The sequence below is a fragment of the Clostridia bacterium genome (genome assembly GCA_036654455.1).
Lineage (GTDB): Bacteria > Bacillota > Clostridia > Christensenellales > CAG-314 > JAVVRZ01.
Genome location: JAVVRZ010000002.1, coordinates 74,553 through 94,242, shown reverse-complemented (window position 1 = coordinate 94,242; position 19,690 = coordinate 74,553). Strand labels below are relative to the sequence as shown.

9 protein-coding genes are annotated in these 19,690 nt (G+C 38.5%); 6 read left to right on the top strand and 3 right to left on the bottom strand.

Annotation, left to right across the window (positions count from 1 at the left end; all coding sequences use genetic code 11):
* The first annotated feature begins 47 nt into the window (after positions 1-47).
* The 3 genes from RR062_02565 to RR062_02555 all read left to right on the top strand — a co-directional run bounded on the left by RR062_02565 (position 48) and on the right by RR062_02555 (position 7,395).
* A complete protein-coding gene (locus RR062_02565) occupies positions 48-1,781 on the top strand; it encodes an ABC transporter ATP-binding protein (GenBank protein ID MEG2026594.1) in 1,734 nt (577 codons plus the stop codon).
* A gap of 5 nt (positions 1,782-1,786) precedes the next feature.
* Positions 1,787-3,706, top strand: coding sequence for an ABC transporter ATP-binding protein (locus RR062_02560; GenBank protein ID MEG2026593.1), 1,920 nt, complete (start codon positions 1,787-1,789; stop codon positions 3,704-3,706).
* Between the two features lie 140 nt (positions 3,707-3,846).
* Complete coding sequence (locus RR062_02555; protein MEG2026592.1) at positions 3,847-7,395, top strand: hypothetical protein; 3,549 nt, start codon at positions 3,847-3,849, stop codon at positions 7,393-7,395.
* A 230-nt stretch (positions 7,396-7,625) separates the two neighbouring features.
* Here the strand turns inward: RR062_02555 and RR062_02550 are convergent, their stop codons facing one another.
* Positions 7,626-9,311 carry a M3 family oligoendopeptidase gene (locus tag RR062_02550; GenBank protein MEG2026591.1) on the bottom strand — a complete coding sequence of 562 codons (1,686 nt, stop codon included), beginning with the start codon at positions 9,309-9,311 and terminating at the stop codon, positions 7,626-7,628.
* Between the two features lie 120 nt (positions 9,312-9,431).
* Positions 9,432-10,289 (bottom strand): radical SAM protein, encoded by an 858-nt coding sequence (locus RR062_02545; protein ID MEG2026590.1) that lies wholly within the window; start codon positions 10,287-10,289, stop codon positions 9,432-9,434.
* A gap of 214 nt (positions 10,290-10,503) precedes the next feature.
* On the opposite strand from RR062_02545, the gene RR062_02540 reads away from it, so the two are divergent.
* From RR062_02540 to RR062_02530, 3 genes are all read left to right on the top strand, one after another.
* Positions 10,504-11,853: an MATE family efflux transporter gene (locus RR062_02540; GenBank protein MEG2026589.1), complete on the top strand. Its 1,350-nt coding sequence runs from the start codon at positions 10,504-10,506 to the stop codon at positions 11,851-11,853.
* 328 nt (positions 11,854-12,181) lie between these two features.
* The gene (locus RR062_02535) at positions 12,182-13,870 is read left to right on the top strand and encodes a M3 family oligoendopeptidase (GenBank protein MEG2026588.1); all 1,689 of its coding nucleotides are present in this window, start codon (positions 12,182-12,184) and stop codon (positions 13,868-13,870) included.
* 134 nt (positions 13,871-14,004) lie between these two features.
* Positions 14,005-15,285, top strand: a complete 1,281-nt coding sequence (locus tag RR062_02530) for a PTS sugar transporter subunit IIC (GenBank protein MEG2026587.1) — start codon at positions 14,005-14,007, stop codon at positions 15,283-15,285.
* A 474-nt stretch (positions 15,286-15,759) separates the two neighbouring features.
* On the opposite strand, the gene RR062_02525 is transcribed toward RR062_02530, so the two are convergent.
* A complete protein-coding gene (locus RR062_02525) occupies positions 15,760-19,545 on the bottom strand; it encodes a prepilin-type N-terminal cleavage/methylation domain-containing protein (protein MEG2026586.1) in 3,786 nt (1,261 codons plus the stop codon).
* Positions 19,546-19,690: the final 145 nt, after the last annotated feature.

The following is a 19,690-nucleotide window of genomic DNA, read 5'->3' as shown; positions in this document are numbered from 1 at the left end:
TTTTTACATTAACTATTAAATATATTTAAGAAGGTACGATAAAATAGATGAAAAAGAAGGGTTTAGTTAGTCTGTTTGGAAATGTTAAGGGATATGTTCTTCCAACCATTCTTAGTCCGTTATTTATGATAGGCGAAGTAATTTTTGAAGTGTTGATACCTGCAAAAATGGCGGTTATTGTAAATTATATTCAAACCGCTAAACCTCAAATCGAGTTTATATTGCAAAGCGGATTAATTATGATAGCTATGGCGCTTGCGTCCTTGCTTTGCGGTATGGCTTCGGCGTATGTCGCAAGTAAGGCTAGCGTAGGATTTAGTTCAAATGTAAGACGCAGTTTATTCTATAAGATTCAAGGTTTTACTTTTAAAAATGTCGACACTTTTTCGACGGCTTCGCTAGTTACTCGGTGTACTACCGACGTTAACAACGTTCAAGTTTGCTTTATGCAGTTAATACGCATTATGGTTCGAGCGCCGCTTATGTTTGCGTTATCAATAGTTATGGCGTTTAACATTGACTCTCGTATGGCGTTAATATTTGTGGTTGCAGTGCCACTGCTTGTAGCTACGGTTACGGTATCGCTTGCGCTTGCTTTTCCTAAATTTAAGAAGTTGCTCAAAGGCTACGACGAAATGAACCAAGACGTTCAAGAGAATTTAATTAATATTAGAGTTGTTAAGTCTTTTGTAAGAGAAGATTACGAGAAGGAGAAATTTCGCAAGGGCGCAGGCGCTTTACTTAAATGGCAAATAGCCGCCGAACGCATATTTGTGCTACAAATGCCCTTAATGCAGTTGGTAATGTATGGTTGCAAACTTGCCATTACCGGTATAGGCGGAACGTTTGCTATCGAAGGCACGCTAGAAATAGGCAACCTTTCGGCAATGATTACTTATGCAGTTCAAATTCTCAACAGCCTTATGATGCTTTCTAACGTAGCGGTCACCTACGTTACAAGTCGAGCGTCAATATTTCGTATTTGCGAAGTTCTTCAAACTAACGAAGATATGAAAGACGGAACAAATAATAGACAAATAAACAGCGGTTCGATTAGTTTTTGTGACGTTGACTTTTCTTACGATAACAATATCGACGACGCAGTGCTTAAAAATATTAATCTCAACATCAATTCGGGCGAAACCGTAGGTATAATTGGCGGAACAGGTTCGGGCAAGAGTAGTCTTGTGCAACTTATACCTCGTCTTTACGACGTAGACAAGGGAGATGTGTTCGTAGACGGCATCAACGTTAAAGAATATTCTATGCAAGAACTGCGCTCTAACGTAGCGATGGTATTACAGAAGAACATTCTCTTTTCGGGTACAATCGCCGATAATTTAAGGTGGGGCGACGCTAACGCAACCGAGCAAGAAATTATCGACGCTTGCAAGGCTTGTCAAGCGCATCAATTTATAATGTCATTTCCCAATGGCTACGACGCTTTGCTAGGTCAAGGCGGAGTAAATATTTCAGGCGGACAGAAACAGCGTTTGTGTATAGCTAGGGCGTTACTTAAAAAGCCTAAGATACTAATTCTTGACGACTCTACTAGCGCAGTAGACACAAATACCGACACTAAGATTAGACAAGAACTTAAAAATATTCCTAACGTTACAAAGATTATTATCGCTCAACGTGTAGACTCGGTAATCGCTTGCGACAAAATTGTCGTACTTGACAAGGGGCAAATTGTTTCGGTAGGTTCGCACGAACAATTACTTAATGATTGCAAAATTTACCAAGAAGTTTACTATTCGCAAGAAGGAGGGGCAAAATGAAATCGATGTTTAGCAACGGAGTTAACGGACGGGCTCAAATGGGCGTAAGAAAGCCCGGCAAACCCAAAAACACTAAGCAAACGCTAGCCCGTCTATTTTATTACCTCAAACCTTATACTTTTCAAATGATACTTGTAACTGTGTTTGTTATGCTTGCCGCCATTTCTAATATAGCCGGTAGCTACTTGCTCAAACCTATTATTGACAACGCTATTATTAAAGGCGACTTAGGACTGCTTAAACAATATCTACTTATTATGGGATTGATTTATTTTGTTGGCGCAAGCTCGCTAATGGCGTATCAACGAATAATGGTAGACGTTAGTAGCGGTGTTCTTTATAATATTAGACTTTCGGCTTTTGACAAAATGCAAACTTTGCCTATTAGCTATTTTGACAAACGCACTCACGGAGAAATAATGTCGCTTTATTCAAACGATATTGATACTATGCGTGAAATGTTAGCCCGCAGTATTCCTCAGTTGATACAGTCGCTAACTACGATTATCGGTTTTTTAGTAGCTATGATATTGCTTAATTGGTTCTTGATTATAATTTGTATTGTTCAAGTTATAGTCAACGTATTTATTATCGGCGGTATCGGTAAACGCAGTAAAAATAATTATGTCGCTCAACAACGCTCTATGGGTGAAATTAACGGTAACATCGAAGAAGCCATCGAGGGGCAAAAAGTAATTAAGGTATTTAATCACGAGCAAAAGGCAAAGCAAGACTTTGACGAATTTAATCTAAAATTGTGCGCAAGCTCAACTCGGGCAAATACTTACGCAAATATTCTTATGCCTATTATGGGTAACACTGCGCATATATTTTACGCAATTATCGTAGTCGTCGGGGCGTTAATGATTTTTTATTCGGCAAACGGAGTCTTTACTTTGGCAGGGTTGAGCATTGCCGTTTCGGTGGGTAGTCTTGTGACTTTTTTAGATTATAGCCGTAGATTTTCTATGCCCATTACTAACTTGTCGCAACAATTTAATTCTATTTTTAATGCTCTTGCAGGAGCGGAAAGGGTATTTATTATGCTTGACCAACCTAGCGAAATAGACGACGGTCAAGTAACCTTAGTTAACGCTTCAATAGTCGACGGCAAGTTAACCGAGAGTTCTATTCATACCGGCTTATGGGCGTGGAAGAACATAGTAGACAATCAGCCGACATACGTTAAACTTCAAGGCGATATTGACTTTAAAAATCTTACGTTTAGTTACGAGTCTGACAAGGTCGTGCTAAAAAATATTTCTTTATATGCGAAACGGGGTCAAAAAATTGCTTTTGTTGGCAGTACGGGCGCAGGCAAAACAACAATAACCAACCTAATTAATAGGTTTTATGACGTTGACGACGGCAATATCACTTACGACGGCATTGACATTAATAACATTAAAAAAGCTGATTTAAGGCGTTCTCTTGCTATGGTGCTACAAGATACCCACCTATTTACAGGTACGGTTATGGACAATATTAGATATGGCAATTTGTCTTCGACCGACGAACAATGTATCAATGCGGCAAAACTTGCAAATGCAGATTTCTTTATCTCGTGTTTGCCCAACAAGTACCAAACAATGCTTACCGCAGACGGCGCTAATTTGTCGCAGGGGCAGAGGCAATTACTGGCTATTGCTCGTGCTGCCGTTGCCGACCCGCCGGTGCTTATACTTGACGAAGCTACAAGTAGCATTGATACCCGCACTGAAAAATTGATTGAAAAAGGTATGGACGGATTAATGAAAGGTAGAACGGTATTCGTAATAGCTCACAGACTGTCTACCGTACGCAATTCTAAGGCCATTTTAGTACTAGAAAAAGGCGAAATAATCGAGCGTGGCAATCACGATTCTTTACTTTCGGCAAAAGGCAAGTATTACGAACTATATAATGGTATGTTAGAGTTAGATTAAAGTGAAGTTTGGCAAGTTGCATTAAATAATAAATTAACCTTTTTAAGGTTAATTTATTTTATTATTGACTTTTAATGAGTATTAGCATATAATTTAAAAAACAAATTGCATATATATTTATTTATATAGGGAGGTCAATTATGAACAGAGGGTTGTGTTTTATACTGGGTATGTTATTTGGTATAATATTTCTTTTTGCCGCAATTTTTGGCGTAGGTTTTTACGCCTACAAAGAAGGCACGTTAGAAATGGTTGGTATCAAAAACGACGCATTAGGTCAATTCCAAAGTATGAAAGTCGAGAATTTGATTGATGTAATTATCAATATGAGCAAAAATCCCGATAATAGTACGCTTACATATCTTAATACCGAGTACGGCTTTGACTTAAATAGCTTAGTAGGGCTTGACACTATTAAGCAAGGATTTTACGAAGAAATTAAAGACGCTAAACTCGGGTTTATTTTGCAAGGCGATATTAACGGCTTTTTAAATACAATTAATTTAGGCGTAGGCTTAGTATTTGCCGATGGCGTAGTATCTAAGGGCGGTTACGAACAGCTTAAAGATATTAGCTTAACTCAATTATTAGGCGCCTTAGGCGACACTACGCAACTTGTCGGCTTGCTTAAAGACGTTAAACTCGGCGCTGTTTTGGGCAGTAAATTTACCGAAGTAGAAACTCCGCTAGGTAGTGGAATTTACGAATATACGGCTATTCCCGGCACTAGCGCAGGCGTACTTGGGTTACTTGCTAACTGTTCGATTGGTTCGGTTGCCGGCGTTATCTTAGGCGGAGAAGATATTCTTATGGCAATTGCAAGCGAGAATGGCGGACTAAAAAGCCTAGGCGAGCTTAAACTTGACGAACTTCTTAAAGATACGGGTTTTGGTAATATTGTCAAAGATAAGAAGATTGCCGATTTAATTAAAATTACAGGCAACGTTGCAAAACTTGAACTCGGCGGACTTTTCGACGGGCTTTATGTTGGCGCATTACTCAAATATGACCACGTAGACGTTAACCCCGACCCAGCAATAGAAGAACTTGTTTGGCAAGACAAGGGCGTTAAAGTAGACGCTTTAATGACCGCTCTTGCCGACATCGAACTAGGCAAACTTATCTCGGGCGGGTCGATAGACTTTAATTCGTTACTGGGTGACTTATATATTGGCGAAGTTATGAAATATACTAAGGGCGAACAGACAAATAAAGCCGAAACAGATATAGACCCAACTATTACCCCTAAGTATGCTTGGGATAATTCCGGCACAGCGGTAGAAGGACTTGAACTTTCTATGGCTAACGTCAAGCTAACAGATATTACAGGCGGTAAATTTGACGCTATGGGCATTGTTGGCGACGTAAAACTAGGTTCTCTACTTGGTCTAAGCGATACTGCGACGGGTATTATGGCAGTTTTAAAGAATAAGACAGTCAATGACCTTAAAAATGGCGCAATCGATAATATTCTTCTTGGCGAAGTACTTAATCTAGTAAAACATAATAATATATGGTACGAAACATTTGTCGCCGAAAATGACCCTTTAAATAAGGAAGCGACAGGCATATTTAAGACTCTTGCCGACTTAAAGATTAGCGAATTATCTAATAGCGCAGTATTTAACGACAAGCTAGATACGGCAAAAATTAAAGATTTGTTAGAGTTTAAGGGAACGGAAACCGGCATTATGAAAGAACTCGGCGACAAAACAATAGCTGACTTAAAGAATGGCACAGCCATAGATAATTTAAAGGTCGGCGTTACGCTAGGTCTTATCAACGTTGGCGGAGTTTGGTACGAAACATATACCGATGACAACAACGCAAGCAACGATGTCTTAGCAAGCGGTATAAATAAAGCTCTCGCCGATATGACTATTAAAGATTTGGCAGACTCAACCAAACTTAACGCAAAGATTGACACGATTAAGTTAGGCGAATTGCTCAATATCAAAGATGGCGAAAAAGGTATTCTTGGTTCTCTTAAAGATAAGACAGTAGCCGAACTTAAAAATGGCACTGCAATCGACACTGTAAAAGTTGGCGTTGTTCTAGGTCTTACCGAAGTAGGCGGAATATGGTACGAAAGTTATACCGACGCTACTACAAATGTTAAGGCGCAAGGACTCTATTCCGCTCTTGCAAGCTTAACTGTTAAGGAGCTTGGCGACATTACTAAGGACATAGATGGCAACACCGCAATCGACCGAGCGATTAATGGCATTAAGTTAGGCGAATTGCTCAATATCAAAGATGGCGAAAAAGGTATTCTTGGTTCTCTTAAAGATAAGACAGTAGCCGAACTTAAAAATGGCACTGCAATCGACACTGTAAAAGTTGGCGTTGTTCTAGGTCTTACCGAAGTAGGCGGAATTTGGTATGAAAGTTATACCGACGCTACTACAAACGTTAAGGCAAAGGGAATTTATTCTGCGCTTGCAAGCCTAACCGTTAAGGAGCTTGGCGACACTACTAAGGACGCAAATGGCAACACCGTAATGGACAGAGCGATTAACGGTATCAAGTTAGGCGAATTACTCAACCTAACAGGCAAAGAAACGGGCATTATGGGTTCGCTTGCAAATAAGACGGTAGCCGAACTTAAAAATGGCACTGCGGTTGATAATGTAAAAGTTGGCGTTGTGCTAGGTCTTATCGAAGTAGGCGGAATATGGTACGAAAGTTATACCGACGCTACTATAAACGTCAAGGCAAAGGGAATTTATTCCGCTCTTGCAGATTTAACCATTAAAGAGTTTGGCAACAGCTCTATTGTTGACTCAAAAGTTAACTACATTAAATTAGGCGAGCTACTAGATATTACTTCTTCAACTAAGGGCGTGCTTGGCGCGCTTGCCGATAAATCTATAAATGATATTAAAAACGGCGCTATTGACAAAATTGAAGTTGGTGTAGTGTTAGGGCTTACAAAGGCAAACGGAGTTTGGTACAAAACATATACTGACGACAACAACGCAAGCAACGATGTATTAGCGAGCGGTATTGACGGCGCACTTGCAGGTCTTACAATAGGAACTATGGACGCAGTCACAATTAAAAACAAAGTCAACGGGCTTAAACTTGCCGACTTAATCGATTGCACAGGCACACCTATGCTTAAACTTCTTGCAAACGCTACGGTAGGAGATATCGGGTCAAGATTAGACCAACTATATTTAGGCGAAGTACTCGATTATACGCTAATTTGGACTTGCGCAAATCCTACGCCGGGTCACCTTCATTCTATTGTTGGTTGCGCTCACGTTTGGGCAAAGGAAGTAACTAATATTGCTAACTACACCGTAACCGTTAACGCTATGGTCAAAAAAGACTCAATAGGTAATATTATTATGAAATCAGGCGAAAAATGGTATCAAGCCGAACAAAGCGGAGCAGAGTATGCGTTTGCCGACTGCGACGGCTTAACTAAGGTTATGGCGGACACTAAAATTGCCGAGGCTAATACAATATCTGGCAAATTGACAACCTGGGTGCAAAAAGCTAAGATTCAAACCTTAATAGATATGAATGTCCTTAACTTTGACTCTCAAACCAAGACTAATCTTACTAGAATTTTTGGCGACAATAGTTGGTCGACTCGCTCTATGCCGGGCTTTATAAATTCGTTGATTTATAAAATTTCTAACCCGATGTCTTCTATACCGGACGACCCTCTATTTAAATAAAAATTATTTATAAAATTTAAATACCAAACGAAAAAGAATATCCCGAATTTCGGGATATTCTTTTGTTATTGATAGATTAATATTAGATTGTTTTGGCTTACCCTAAACGAAGTATTAGCGTTTTAAACCATATTGATATTTTTAAAAAGTAGTCTTAGCTTAAAAATAAAATATTATAAATTTTGGTAAATTAGCATTGAGTAAAATTATCCGGTTTTGTTGTGGTAGTTTTAGCTAAGTTTGCTAAGTATTTTTAATACTTCATTTGCAACGTTATCAAGCGTGCCATTTGCAAAGGGGTAAGCAACGCCCGAATCTTTAATTAGTTTATCAAAACCTTTGTTACCACCGGCATAAACAAGTTCAATATATTTGTCAAACGCTTTTTTATAATTGCTTTGCATAGCTACAAGGAAACCAAACGCAACCGTTTGAGCTAGACAATAGTCGATGTAGTAGAAGGGGTTTTCATAAATATGCGCTTGATATTGCCATCTTGCGCCTCTTTCTAGGTAAGGTATATTTTCGCAAGACATATAAGGTTTGTATTTGTGTTCGAGTTCTTTCCATTTCTCGCATCTTTGGTCGGGGGTTAGAGTGGGTTGTTGGTAAACTATATGTTGGAATTCGTCGACCATAACGCCATAGGGAATAAACGAAAGCGCTGCGCAAATATGTTTGTAGAGATATTTTTTGGTGTCTTCTCCAAAAAACTTTTGCATATATTTACCGCAAAAGAACTCCATACTCATTGAGTGACATTCGGCTGTTTCGTAACCGCCTATATTTATTTCGTAGTCGCCCTTTTCAAACATAGCGCCATAGGCGTAAGCGTGACCAAATTCGTGCGTCATTACTTCAATATCGGCAGAGCTACCGTTAAAGTTTGCAAATATAAATGGTTGAGCATAGTCCGCTATATCAGTACAGTATCCTCCTCCCATTTTGCCGTCCCTAGCCACTACGTCAAAGGCCTCGCTTTTAACCATTTCGTCAAAGAACTCGCCGGTTTTTTGGCTAATATCGTTATACATTTTGCTAGCTTGAACAAAAATTTGGTCTTTATTTAATATTGGTTTAGGGTTACCATTTGAAAGGTATACGCCGTCGTCGTAAAACATAGTTTGGGCAATGCCAATTTTGCCGGCTATTTCTTCTTTAAGTTTGGTTACAACCGGCACTATTGATTGATATACGTTTTGTCTAAATGTAGATATCATTTGTTGGTCGTAGTCAATTCTTTGCATACGGTAATAACCTAGTTCGACAAAGTTAGCGTAACCCATTTTCTTTGCCATAGCGTCTCTTACCTTAACAAGTTGGTCAAATATTCCGTCAAGTTCGGCTTGATGAGATTGTAAAGCTACGCCGATAGCGCAACAAACATCTTTACGCACCTGTCTATCGCTATCTTCTAATTTACCACGAATAATGCTAAATGGTATTTTCTCGCCGTTGTAATCTACAAGAATTTGCGAAAGCAAGGTTGAATATTTTGTAGTCAGCGTATTTTCTTCTTGTTTTTCTTTAAGAATAATGGGCGAGTAAGCTTTGCTTTGGCACACATACATCTTGTAAACTTGTGGATTAAGTTGTTTTTCAAGTTGCTTGCGGAAAGGGGTGTTTAACATCAACTCGGTATATTTAAGCATAAGTTCGCTAAACATAGGGCTTGTTTGATTGTAGTAATCTACTTCGTTTGCATAAAACTCGTCCCTTGTGTTAAGGGAATACCGCACTTCGGCTATTTGATTTGGCGTGTTGAAATTTTTAATAATTTGAATGTGTTTTTCTCTTGCGTTAATACAATCGTTGACGGTTTTGGCGTTTTCCAGCAAGTTATAAACTTCTAGGTAGGCAGTTTTAGCTTGCTCGATAGTGTATCTAACATACTTAATTTGGGTAAAATTTTCCATTATGTTCTCCTTTTTGTAGAAATTTTATTTTTTGTAAATATTTTGTACAGCTTTAATTATATCAACTTAACATAGTTAAGTCAATAACGAATTTTTAAAGTTTGCTAATTTGTCATAAGGTTAAAATTTTTGAGAAAATTGACAATGTTTACAGAGTTCTTCAACGTGCGTTCTGTTTTGAAAACCTTTTACCATATCTTTAACTCTTTTTGTGTCAAGAATAGTTTCAAGGTCGTTAGAGTAAATATTACCAAGATTAATTATCCCTTCGTTATCAAGACAACAAGGCGTAACAGTCCCGTCAACAAGTATGGCAAGTTGTTCGATAATTGCGTGGCAATAGCCGTTTGCGTTTGCGTGGCTATTTGTTGTGTCGGGCCAGTCAAACTTTTCTGCAAAGCCAATGTAAGTATTTTCTTCAAGTTTTACAGTGTTATTGACTATGTTAAGTTGGGAAATATTGTACGCCTTTTTAATATAGTCTAATATCCTATCGTTTAAATTGTTTTTAGTAGGTATATCAAGTTCGTTTCCGTCAAGGTTCCATAGCCTTAAATCGCAAATTGTGTTTAGAGATAGTATTTTGCAAGCGTTTAGGCATTTTTCAAGATATTCTTCAAGTCCGCCTTGATTATTTGATTCGTAACTATGCAAAGAAAGGCTAATCTTTCTTAAATTTTTGCAATTTTTTAATATATTTAGGTTTTGTTCGAGTAACGTTCCGTTTGTGGTAATGTTAATTTTTTTGTCATAGCTAGTCGCAATCGACAATATTTCTTCTAGTTTTGGGTGCAAGAGAGGTTCGCCCATTACGTGAAGATAGATGTAATCGGTGTAACCGTCGACCTTTTTAAGCGTTTTTTCAAAGTTTTCGACGCTCATAAATTCTTTTTTCCGCTTTGTCTTTGGGCAAAAGTGACAATTTAGATTACACTGGTTAGTAATCTCTATGTACATACGTTTAAATCTTTTTTTCATTTTAACCTATTTTGCGATTGATTTTTATAAAATTAATTATAGCATAGCTTAGCCTTTTAAGTCAATGCAAGCTATTTGTTTGTTTTTAATTGATTAAATATATTTGACCTTAAACAATTAAACTTTTGTTTGTTTTTTAATTTTTATGCTTATTGAAATGTTATACTTTATTAACTAAGTAAGCTATAATTGAGAAATAGAAGGAAGATTACTTATGCAAAAAGATTTAACAGTAGGCAAGCCATTTTCGGTATTAATACGTTACGCATTACCGCTCTTTGGCAGTATTGTATTTCAACAACTTTATAACATTGCCGACAGTCTTATCGCCGGTAGATATATAGGGACGTCGGCGCTTGCTGCCGTTGGCAATTCTTATGAAATAACGCTAATTTTTATTGCCTTTGCCTTTGGCTGTAACATTGGTTCTTCGGTTGTCGTGGCAAAATATTTTGGTAGCAAAGACTTGGCAAAAGCTAAAACAACAATTTATACGGCGGTTATTTTTAGTTCGATATTAGGCGTTGTTTTAACAACGCTCGGGCTTGTGTTTGCAAATCCTCTTTTGCGTCTTATTAATACGCCTGAAAATATTTTTGTAGACTCTTCTAAATATTTACTAATTTATATAGGCGGATATTTGTTCCTTTTGCTTTATAACATAGCTAACGGTATTTTTTCTGCCTTAGGCGACTCAAAAACTCCCTTTATTTTGCTTGTAATTTCTTCAATTTCTAACGTAATTATGGATATTGTGTTTGTTAAATATTTGCATCTAGGCGTTAGCGGAGTTGCGTGGGCAACTTTTATTTGTCAAGGCGTATGCGGAACGGTAGCGCTTGTCTATGCGCTTATAAGGACAAGAAAGATATTCGCTCAAAAAGTTTGTCTTTTTGACTTTAAAATTTTAAAAGAAATATCTCAAATTGCAATACCTAGCATATTACAACAATCATTTATTTCTGTGGGAAATATTGTAATTCAAAGTTTTATTAACGCTTTTGGTATGTCTGCAATCGGGGGATATGCAGCGGCTGTTAAGTTGAACAATATGACCATTACTTCAATAACCGCAATCGGCAGTGGCGTATCAAATTTCACATCGCAAAATCTCGGGGCAAACAAGCCCGAACGCATAAAGACAGGCTTTATAAGCGGTATAGTTCTTTCTTGCATTTGCGCAGTGATATTTATAGCAATTTATATTCCATTTGGAGCTACTCTTGTAAGGTTGTTTATAATTGACGGCGATGTTACCGCTATTGAAGTTGGCAAACAATTCTTGCTTATTATTTCTCCGTTTTATGTTGTGATTGCAATTAAATTAGTTGCCGACGGAGTGCTAAGAGGGGCAAATAAAATGGGTTGTTTTATGATTTCTACGCTTACCGACTTAGTGATTAGAGTAGCGTTTTCGGCGATATTTGCAAAGTCTTTGGGCATAAACGGCATTTGGTGGTCGTGGCCCATAGGGTGGGTTATTGCCTCAATTATATCGCTAGGGCTATTTTTATACGTTCAAAAGTCTTTGCTCAAAAATAAACTAGAAGAAATAGAAATTTAATAAGTTTGCATTATTTACTTTATTTTATACTTAGATGTAGCTAAAAATAATAAATAAAAGTACGGCGTTACAGGTAAATTTAGTTTAACGACTTTGTTTTTATAACAAAACTAAAAGACAGTTTTAACAGACATAACGGTAGAAATTATATATAAACTCTTTAAATATAATAAAATATAGCAAAATGTAGCAAACAATGCATAGGCATACCTTGCTGTGTCAGTTATATGCAAAATTTATTATTGCATATTTTCGTGTTAAGTGGTAGAATAGTGATAAAATTAGTTATGCAAAATAAATATTTACTTAAAAATTAGGAGGGGCAACTATGGAAAAATTTAGTGAATTTGCGTATGTAAGACCAAATTTTGTCGAGCTTAAATCAAAGTTAAAGGGCTTGCTTAAACAGTTTAAGACTGCGTCTACATTTGAGGAAGCGGAAGAAGTTTATTTAGCTTTTGACAGCGAGAGCAAAAAAATCTCTACGCTAAGCGCTATTGCAAGCATTCGTCACGACATAAATACTGCCGACAAATTCTACGAACAAGAAGTTATGTATCTTAACAAGCAAGTAACTCTACTTATGCCACTACAAAAGAAAGAATATAAGCTTTTGCTTATGTGCAAATTTAGAAAGCAATTCGAGGATAAATACGGCAAAGTTATCTTTTTAAACGCCGAGGCAGACAGCAAACTTCTATCGCTTAAAAATATTATGCCTACCATTAAAGAAGGCAATCTATCAATGCAATTTAGCAAGCTAGTAGCTTCCGCAAAAACCGAGTTTATGGGCAAATCTTGTAATTTCTATGGTTTGCTTAAATATATGCAAGACCCCGACCGAGAAATAAGACAAGAGGCGTTACGCAAATGGTCAAATCTATATTGTTCGCTTTCGCCACAACTAGATAAGCTTTATTCTAAACTTGTGCAACTTCGCACAAAAATGGCAAAAAGATTAGGTTTTTCAAATTATACCGATATGGCTTACCTTATGCGACACCGTTACGATTACACGGCAAACGACGTTAAAAATTTCCGCAAACAAGTTCTTAACGAGATTACGCCGTTATGTCAAAAATTGATTGAAGAACAACGAGTTCGTTTAGGCGTAGACAAAATACATTTTTATGACGAAAGCCTTATTTTTGCCGACGGCAACGCTAACCCCATAGGTAGCACGCAAGAATTGCTTGATAAAACTATGGAAATTTATACGGCGCTTTCGCCCGAAACCCAAGAGTTCTTCAAATTTATGCGTTCGGGCGAGTTGTTCGACCTAGAAACCAAACCCAACAAACACATGGGCGGATATTGCGCAACTCTACCCGAATATCTTGCTCCGTTTATATTTAGCAATTTTAACGGCACAGGCGCAGACGTTCAAGTATTGACGCACGAAGCCGGGCATTGCTTTAATATGTATTTGTCAATGCGTCACAATAAATTGCTTAGTCTTGTTTCTTCAACAAGCGAAGTCAACGAGATTCACTCAATGAGTATGGAAATGTTTACCTATCCTTACTGGGATAAATATTTTGGCGACAAGGCGGATAAAGCTCGCTACGCTCACTTGGTCGAAAGCTTATACAATATGACTTATATGTGCGTAGTCGACGAATTCCAACACGAAGTTTATGCTTCGCCTAAGCAAACCGCCGAACAACGTATGGCGACTTGGCGTAGAATTGAAAGAGTTTATATGCCTTGGCGTGACTACGGCGACAACGCTTTCCTTGATAAGGGCGGTTATTGGATGCAAAAACAGCATATTTTCCTATATCCATTTTATTATATTGATTACGCCTTAGCTAGACTTGGCGCTTACGAATTTTACGGCAAGAGCAAGACCGACAAAACAGTTTGGAACGATTATGTAAATTTATGTCGAGCAGGCGGTAGCAAAACTTATCTAGACCTACTTAGTTATGCTCATTTATCTTCTCCTTTTGCAAAAGATAGCGTTAAAAAGGCTATTGGCTATTTGCAAGACGATTTGGTAGCTCCAAAAGAATAAAAGAGTTTATTTTAGTTAGTCAAACGTACTTTTAAAATTAGCTTAAAAAGTCTAACTTTTAGAAATTAGGTTTAACGCCACAGTAAAGATAAAAATATTAGTCAAGTTAACACAAAAAAAGGAAAAACAAAAAAATGAACAAAAAAACTAACCTTCCGTTTGGAAATATAGACGATAAAAAAGAACTTCCAAATAGCTCAAACACTCCCTTTGCAGGCGAAACCATATCTAGCGAGCAAGACGCTCTGCCCGAGCAAACAGCGCCTCAACAAGTAGAGCAATCTCCTCAACAAGTAGAGCAATCTCAACAAGCAAAGACCAAACAAACTTTGGGTTCGGTTATTAAGAAATTGTCTAAACGGTGGTTTATCGACGCTTTTTCGGGTATGGCGTTAGGGCTATTCGCAACCTTAATCGCAGGCACTATTTTTGAGCAAATCGGTAAATTAATCGGGGACAATCTCGTAGGCAACTTGATTGTTTTTATAGCAAAAGTGGCAAAAACTTCAATGGGCGCAGGCATAGGCGTAGGAATAGCGCATAGTTTAAAGACTGACAAACTAACTATGTTTGCGTGCGCAGTAGCAGGTTTTGCAGGCGCATTCGCAAGCGGTTGGCTTGGCAGTTTCACCATCAATTTTACGGCTATCGGGCAACCGGGTAACCCTATTGGAGCGTATTTAACCGCCCTTACTAGCGCCGAGCTAGGCAAACTTGTTGCCGGTAGGACTAAGCTCGACATACTACTTGTACCGCTTGTAGCGCTTACTACGACCTGTATTGTGGCTGTTACTTTGTGTCCGCCGGTTACCTATCTACTTAGACTGCTCAGTCAGGGCATTGCTATGGCAACAGTGTGGAGTCCTTTCTTAATGGGAATAGTAATCGCCGTAGTAATGGGGTTACTACTGACCTTGCCTACTTCGTCCGCTGCAATTTGGGTAACGCTAGCAACCTTAGCGCCTTCGCAAGAGTCGCTTTTACTTGCAGGCGGCGCTGCCGTTGTCGGTTGTTGTTGCCACATGGTTGGCTTTGCCGTTATGAGTTACAAGGAGAATGGCTTTGGCGGACTAATTGCGCAGGGGCTAGGCACAAGTATGTTACAAATACCCAACTTAATGCGTAACCCTCGTATTCTTATACCCCCAGTCGTAGCTTCGGCTGTATGCGGACCTTTGGCTACTACGGTATTTAAATTGCGTTGCGCAACCGGGGCAGGTATGGGTACGTCCGGGCTTGTTGGCGTGATAGATACAATTAGCGTAAGCCTTGCGCAAGGTCTTAATGTTTGGCTACTTGTCGGCGGTATAATTTTGCTTATGTTTGTTTTGCCGGCGGTTATAAGTTATTTTACTTGTCTACTGCTTAGAAAGGTAGGTTGGATATCTTCTGGCGACCTCAAACTTAGTCTTTAATTACAAACTAGGCAAGCGTCAATTTACTTAAATAACGCTTATAGTAGCAATATAATTAGTATATTTAGTATAGAATAATACCGCTTATGTTAGGCGGTATTACTTATTTTGTCGTACTAATGTTAGGCGGTATTACTAATTTGTCGGGGTAGGGGATTGCTTGGTCTTTGTTTAGCTTTAATTTTGTTTTTTGCAAATTTACTAACCCGATAAGGACGCTATCCTATCTTGTTTTGTCGTGCAGTAGAATAGCTTATATTCCGTATCTTTAATTCTTGAAATATTATTGTAGAACAGAAGTTTTTAGGCAAAAGCATACGCCCTAAGGTGAACAATACTTAGGGCGTATCTTATAAAAAAGGAAAGATATATGTAATAAACTACGGGGGTAATGTAGTTTTTACATTTTTGTTAGTCGCAAACTATTCTTTGTAGCTAAATCCGCCTCTAAGTTAAACGCTTAGCCGAATATGTTTAAGGTTTAGGTGGTGTATAGTACTCGATTACCGCCATAATGCTGATACTGCCACTTCCGTCGATAGCTTGCAGTAATTGATTGGGTAGCTTCGAAGTTGTCATCATAGTATTATACATTGCAATATAAGCGACCGTAGCGGCGGCAGCTTTTTGCTGTTTTTCTTGGTCGCTACCGGTTTGTTTCGCAAGTTGGTCAGCGTAAACCTTTACAATAAATTGCTCTTTTTCGGTAAGTCCGCTATTATTTTTGCCGAGAGCCGTTGTAACCTCTGTCTGTGCGGCAGTTACTGCTCCTGCAAATGCCGTAACTTGCGAATACTCGTTTACAGGCGCCATAAATGCTCCGCCTTGTTTGCGAGGGTCGTTGTTATTGATATCGGGAGTTTGGGCATCGCTATCTGGATTAAAGAAAAACGGTCGGCTAAGGTCGTAGGCATAAGTAGTAGCAGCCCCTTCTTTATTTACAAATTTAATATCCCAACAGGGGTTGAGATTACTTCCGTCGCCCGTTCCGCACATAATAAAATTCATTTTTTCAACCGCAGTTGCGTTTTCCTTTTTAATCGCTTGCATAGCGTTTCCCGTATATAGTATGATATTTGCTTCAACAGTTCCCTTAACGTTAGTCGCTAAACCGCTAAATCCGCTTGCTACAAACCACAGTTCTGTGCCGGATACCCAGTTGTCAAAGGTATTGTTGCCTTTAAATATATACTTAGGGTTATTAGTTGGAGAGTTGTTAGTAGTATCTTCGAATTTGTCAATTAAGTATACTAACGGACCGCCCGAGTTAGACAAGTGACAATCTTCTACCGTTGTTTCATAGCAAGCAAAGGTATCAAGATTGAATGTCGTAGTGTTGTAAATGCGAGTATTCTTTACGTAACTTTTCGAAAAGCCAGTATTGATCTTGTCAGCGTGATAAGTAATACCGCTAGAACCCGAAGTTAATATGCAGTTAGTTACATCGATGTCGCCAAAACCTTTAATGCAAATAAAACCGCTTGTTTCGTAATATTTTTCATTTACCGGGTCGCCGTTTACATCAGTGCCGTCGGGTCGTTTGTTGTTGCCAATAATCCTTAAATTATTAAAGACCATTTTGTTTAGCTCGCCAAATCTAACACCGTTAGCTCCTACCACCGCATTTCCAACTTTATCGCATCTAGCGCTTTGGAAGATTGCTTGATAGCTATTTGCAAGTTTAGCATTACTATTGCCGACAGCGTTATATACGCCGTGTTTATTTTCGCAATAACCAAGTCGAGCAAGTCTTGAACCGTCTACCGCAAAGTAGTTGCCGTTTACCGTAATGGTGTTAGCGACGGTATCTTCAAATCTTACAAAGGGGTTGCAATTTTGCGCTTTTTCGCCAGCCATAGAGTTACCGTCGTTTGCCCTAGCGTGACCTAAGGGCTTACCACTTTCGTCTACAAGTAACCAAGCCGTAATTACTTCGGCTACGCCCTTTTTGGTTCTTGTAAAGCTAATTGTCTTGCCGTCGGTAGAACGATTGACAGCAACTTCATCATAAGTTACTACGCCTTCTTTGGTTTGGTTATAAACGTAAGTTTTATATTCGCCAACAGTCTTTTCTACTACGTGATAGAAATTCTCTTTTTGGTCGTAATACATATTGCCAACGCAATTACATTCCGTGTCAGCGTCATAGAAATTTGCGCTTGTGTGCGCAGTTTTAAGTCGTAATGTTCTTAGCAAATTAACTGTGTGGACATTAAGGTCGGCAAAACAATTTCTCATATCTTCCTGCGTATATACGTTATGTCCGTCGTTTACGGTTACTTTCATTTCAACAGACAAATTAGTTTGATATTTAGAAGTAATTTTAAGGAAGAATGTCTTGCCAACTGCGCTTGCCTTTGTTCCTGTGGTGTCGGGGTCTGTTAAATTAAATTGTATGCCTCCGCTAACTATTGTAGCGTAGGTATCAAAGACGTTTGTTCCGTTTGTTCCTTCCTTTAACTCGTAGTTAAAGTATCCGCTATCAAAGGGCATATTTATCAATATATCGGGTATAAATACGTTTGAAGCGCCAACGGTATAGGGGACTACGGTAGCGTCAATATAACCCTCACTTTGAAGATTTTTAATATTGTCGCAATAAATATTGTAATCAGTTCCTAGCGTAAGCGTTGCGGTATGTTCGACTATTCTTACCTTCCAAGTAGCGGTGTCTGCGCCCTTTGTCAAGGTAATAACGCCGTATCCAACGCTACTTGCAGTTAGCTTTTTGTTTTGTTCGCTAAGAGTAAAGGCGTTGTCGGTTTGCATATTTATTGAAATTACCGCATCGGCAAAGTCATAAGTCATACCTTTAAACAGTATATAAGTCTTGCTTGCGGTTGATTTTTGTCCAATTACGTCGCCACTAGCATTTTTAATAGCCTCGTAGACTACTTTTGCGCCGGCTGTAAAACTTGCGCAAGAGGGCAAGCTGTCAGTTTGGTTGCCACCCTTTGCGATTATTTCTACGCTAATTATATCGCCGACTTGATAAGCGTTAGTGTCAACTTGCAAGAAGTTAACGCTTGTAGTGCGTGACAAGCCGTTGACAATAACAGTGTAGTTTGTAGCTTTTTCGCTCCTATCCCAGAATAAGCAACCTTCGGCGTAACTAATATTTGTCACCCTTGTATTTTGTCCGGGCGTTACAGTTACAATGTTGTTGCTTTGAGGTAGAGTATCTTTTGCCGTAGAATATGGTTGAGTAGTTGCAGTTAAGCCCGAATTTGTTGTTTCGGTATTAATTTTAGTTGTATCGGTAACATTGATTATTACGCTAGGGCAAGTCGCTACCATAGCTAGTAAGTCTAAGTGAATAGCGATGTCTTCGGGTATGGTAATATTTACCGTTGCCGTAGTAGGGTATTGAGCGAACAAGTCGCTAGGCAATACATAAGTCTTTTCGCTTTGTTTTAATGCGGCAGCGCTAGGCAGTACGGGTGTGTTGGCTACCGTTGGGGGGGGGCATTTTCCAAGTAACGTCAAAAGAGTACTAGTTGGTATAATAGCCGATTCGAGTTTGGCTGCCGTAACATTTACAAATACCCTAGAAAGGGCGTTTGTGATAAGACTATTTTCCGCCGAGCCTTGTTTGCTAGCGTCGTTTTGCTTAAAATTTGCTAATGCGCTAAAATAATCGTTTACCGAATAGTATTCGGTGGCGTTCTTTTTGCGGTTTGCCATAATATCTTCGTAGATACTTAGGCTGTCAATCAATTTATTTCCCGACCTATTGCCTTTTTGGTCGGCAGAAGCGTAATTAGCTATGCCCATACCTTTAATTATTTGATTTTGTGGAAAAGCATAATCTTTGCTAGAAAGTTTAGGCATATCGGCAAAGGCTTGATTAATAACATTATTTGCAATTTTTGTTCCCGTTGCCAAAGCGACTATTTCGTCGCTATCTTTAATAAGAAAGCTAAGCGTGGCATAGTCGAAGAATACGTAACAATCGTTATTAATAGCCGCGTTAAGCGTTTTAAATTGTCCTTCGACATTCGAGTCTACCGTTTTAAGTTTGTCTTTAAGCTTAACCATTGAAGGTTCGCCGTTTTCATAGATATCTTCTAATTTAAGCCCTTCGGCTTTTAGTATTGATATCGATGTGTTTAAGTTGCTAGTAGCTTCTACAACAGTGTCGACGTGCGCTCTTTTTATCACGCCCGCAAATGTTGGTATTAGTACGCCGGCAAGTATGCCAACAATAACTATTACAACCAACAATTCGACTAATGTAAAGCCTTTTGTATTTTTTCTCATACATTTTCTCCTTATAAATTTTATTTATAGCTATGCTATTGATATATTATATAAATTTGGTACGCTAAAAAATTGTAGTTAGACATACAAAATTTAAGCGTAAAACATAAGCGTGTTGAATTAAAAACTGTGTTATTACTAAAAT

What these genes read in the sequence shown, in the direction of transcription:
- RR062_02565 (MEG2026594.1), top strand. Translation starts at nt 48, where the DNA reads ATGAAAAAGAAGGGTTTAGTTAGTCTGTTTGGAAATGTTAAGGGATAT.
- RR062_02560 (MEG2026593.1), top strand. Translation starts at nt 1,787, where the DNA reads ATGTTTAGCAACGGAGTTAACGGACGGGCTCAAATGGGCGTAAGAAAG.
- RR062_02555 (MEG2026592.1), top strand. Translation starts at nt 3,847, where the DNA reads ATGAACAGAGGGTTGTGTTTTATACTGGGTATGTTATTTGGTATAATA.
- RR062_02550 (MEG2026591.1), bottom strand. Translation starts at nt 9,311, where the DNA reads ATGGAAAATTTTACCCAAATTAAGTATGTTAGATACACTATCGAGCAA.
- RR062_02545 (MEG2026590.1), bottom strand. Translation starts at nt 10,289, where the DNA reads ATGAAAAAAAGATTTAAACGTATGTACATAGAGATTACTAACCAGTGT.
- RR062_02540 (MEG2026589.1), top strand. Translation starts at nt 10,504, where the DNA reads ATGCAAAAAGATTTAACAGTAGGCAAGCCATTTTCGGTATTAATACGT.
- RR062_02535 (MEG2026588.1), top strand. Translation starts at nt 12,182, where the DNA reads ATGGAAAAATTTAGTGAATTTGCGTATGTAAGACCAAATTTTGTCGAG.
- RR062_02530 (MEG2026587.1), top strand. Translation starts at nt 14,005, where the DNA reads ATGAACAAAAAAACTAACCTTCCGTTTGGAAATATAGACGATAAAAAA.
- RR062_02525 (MEG2026586.1), bottom strand. Translation starts at nt 19,545, where the DNA reads ATGAGAAAAAATACAAAAGGCTTTACATTAGTCGAATTGTTGGTTGTA.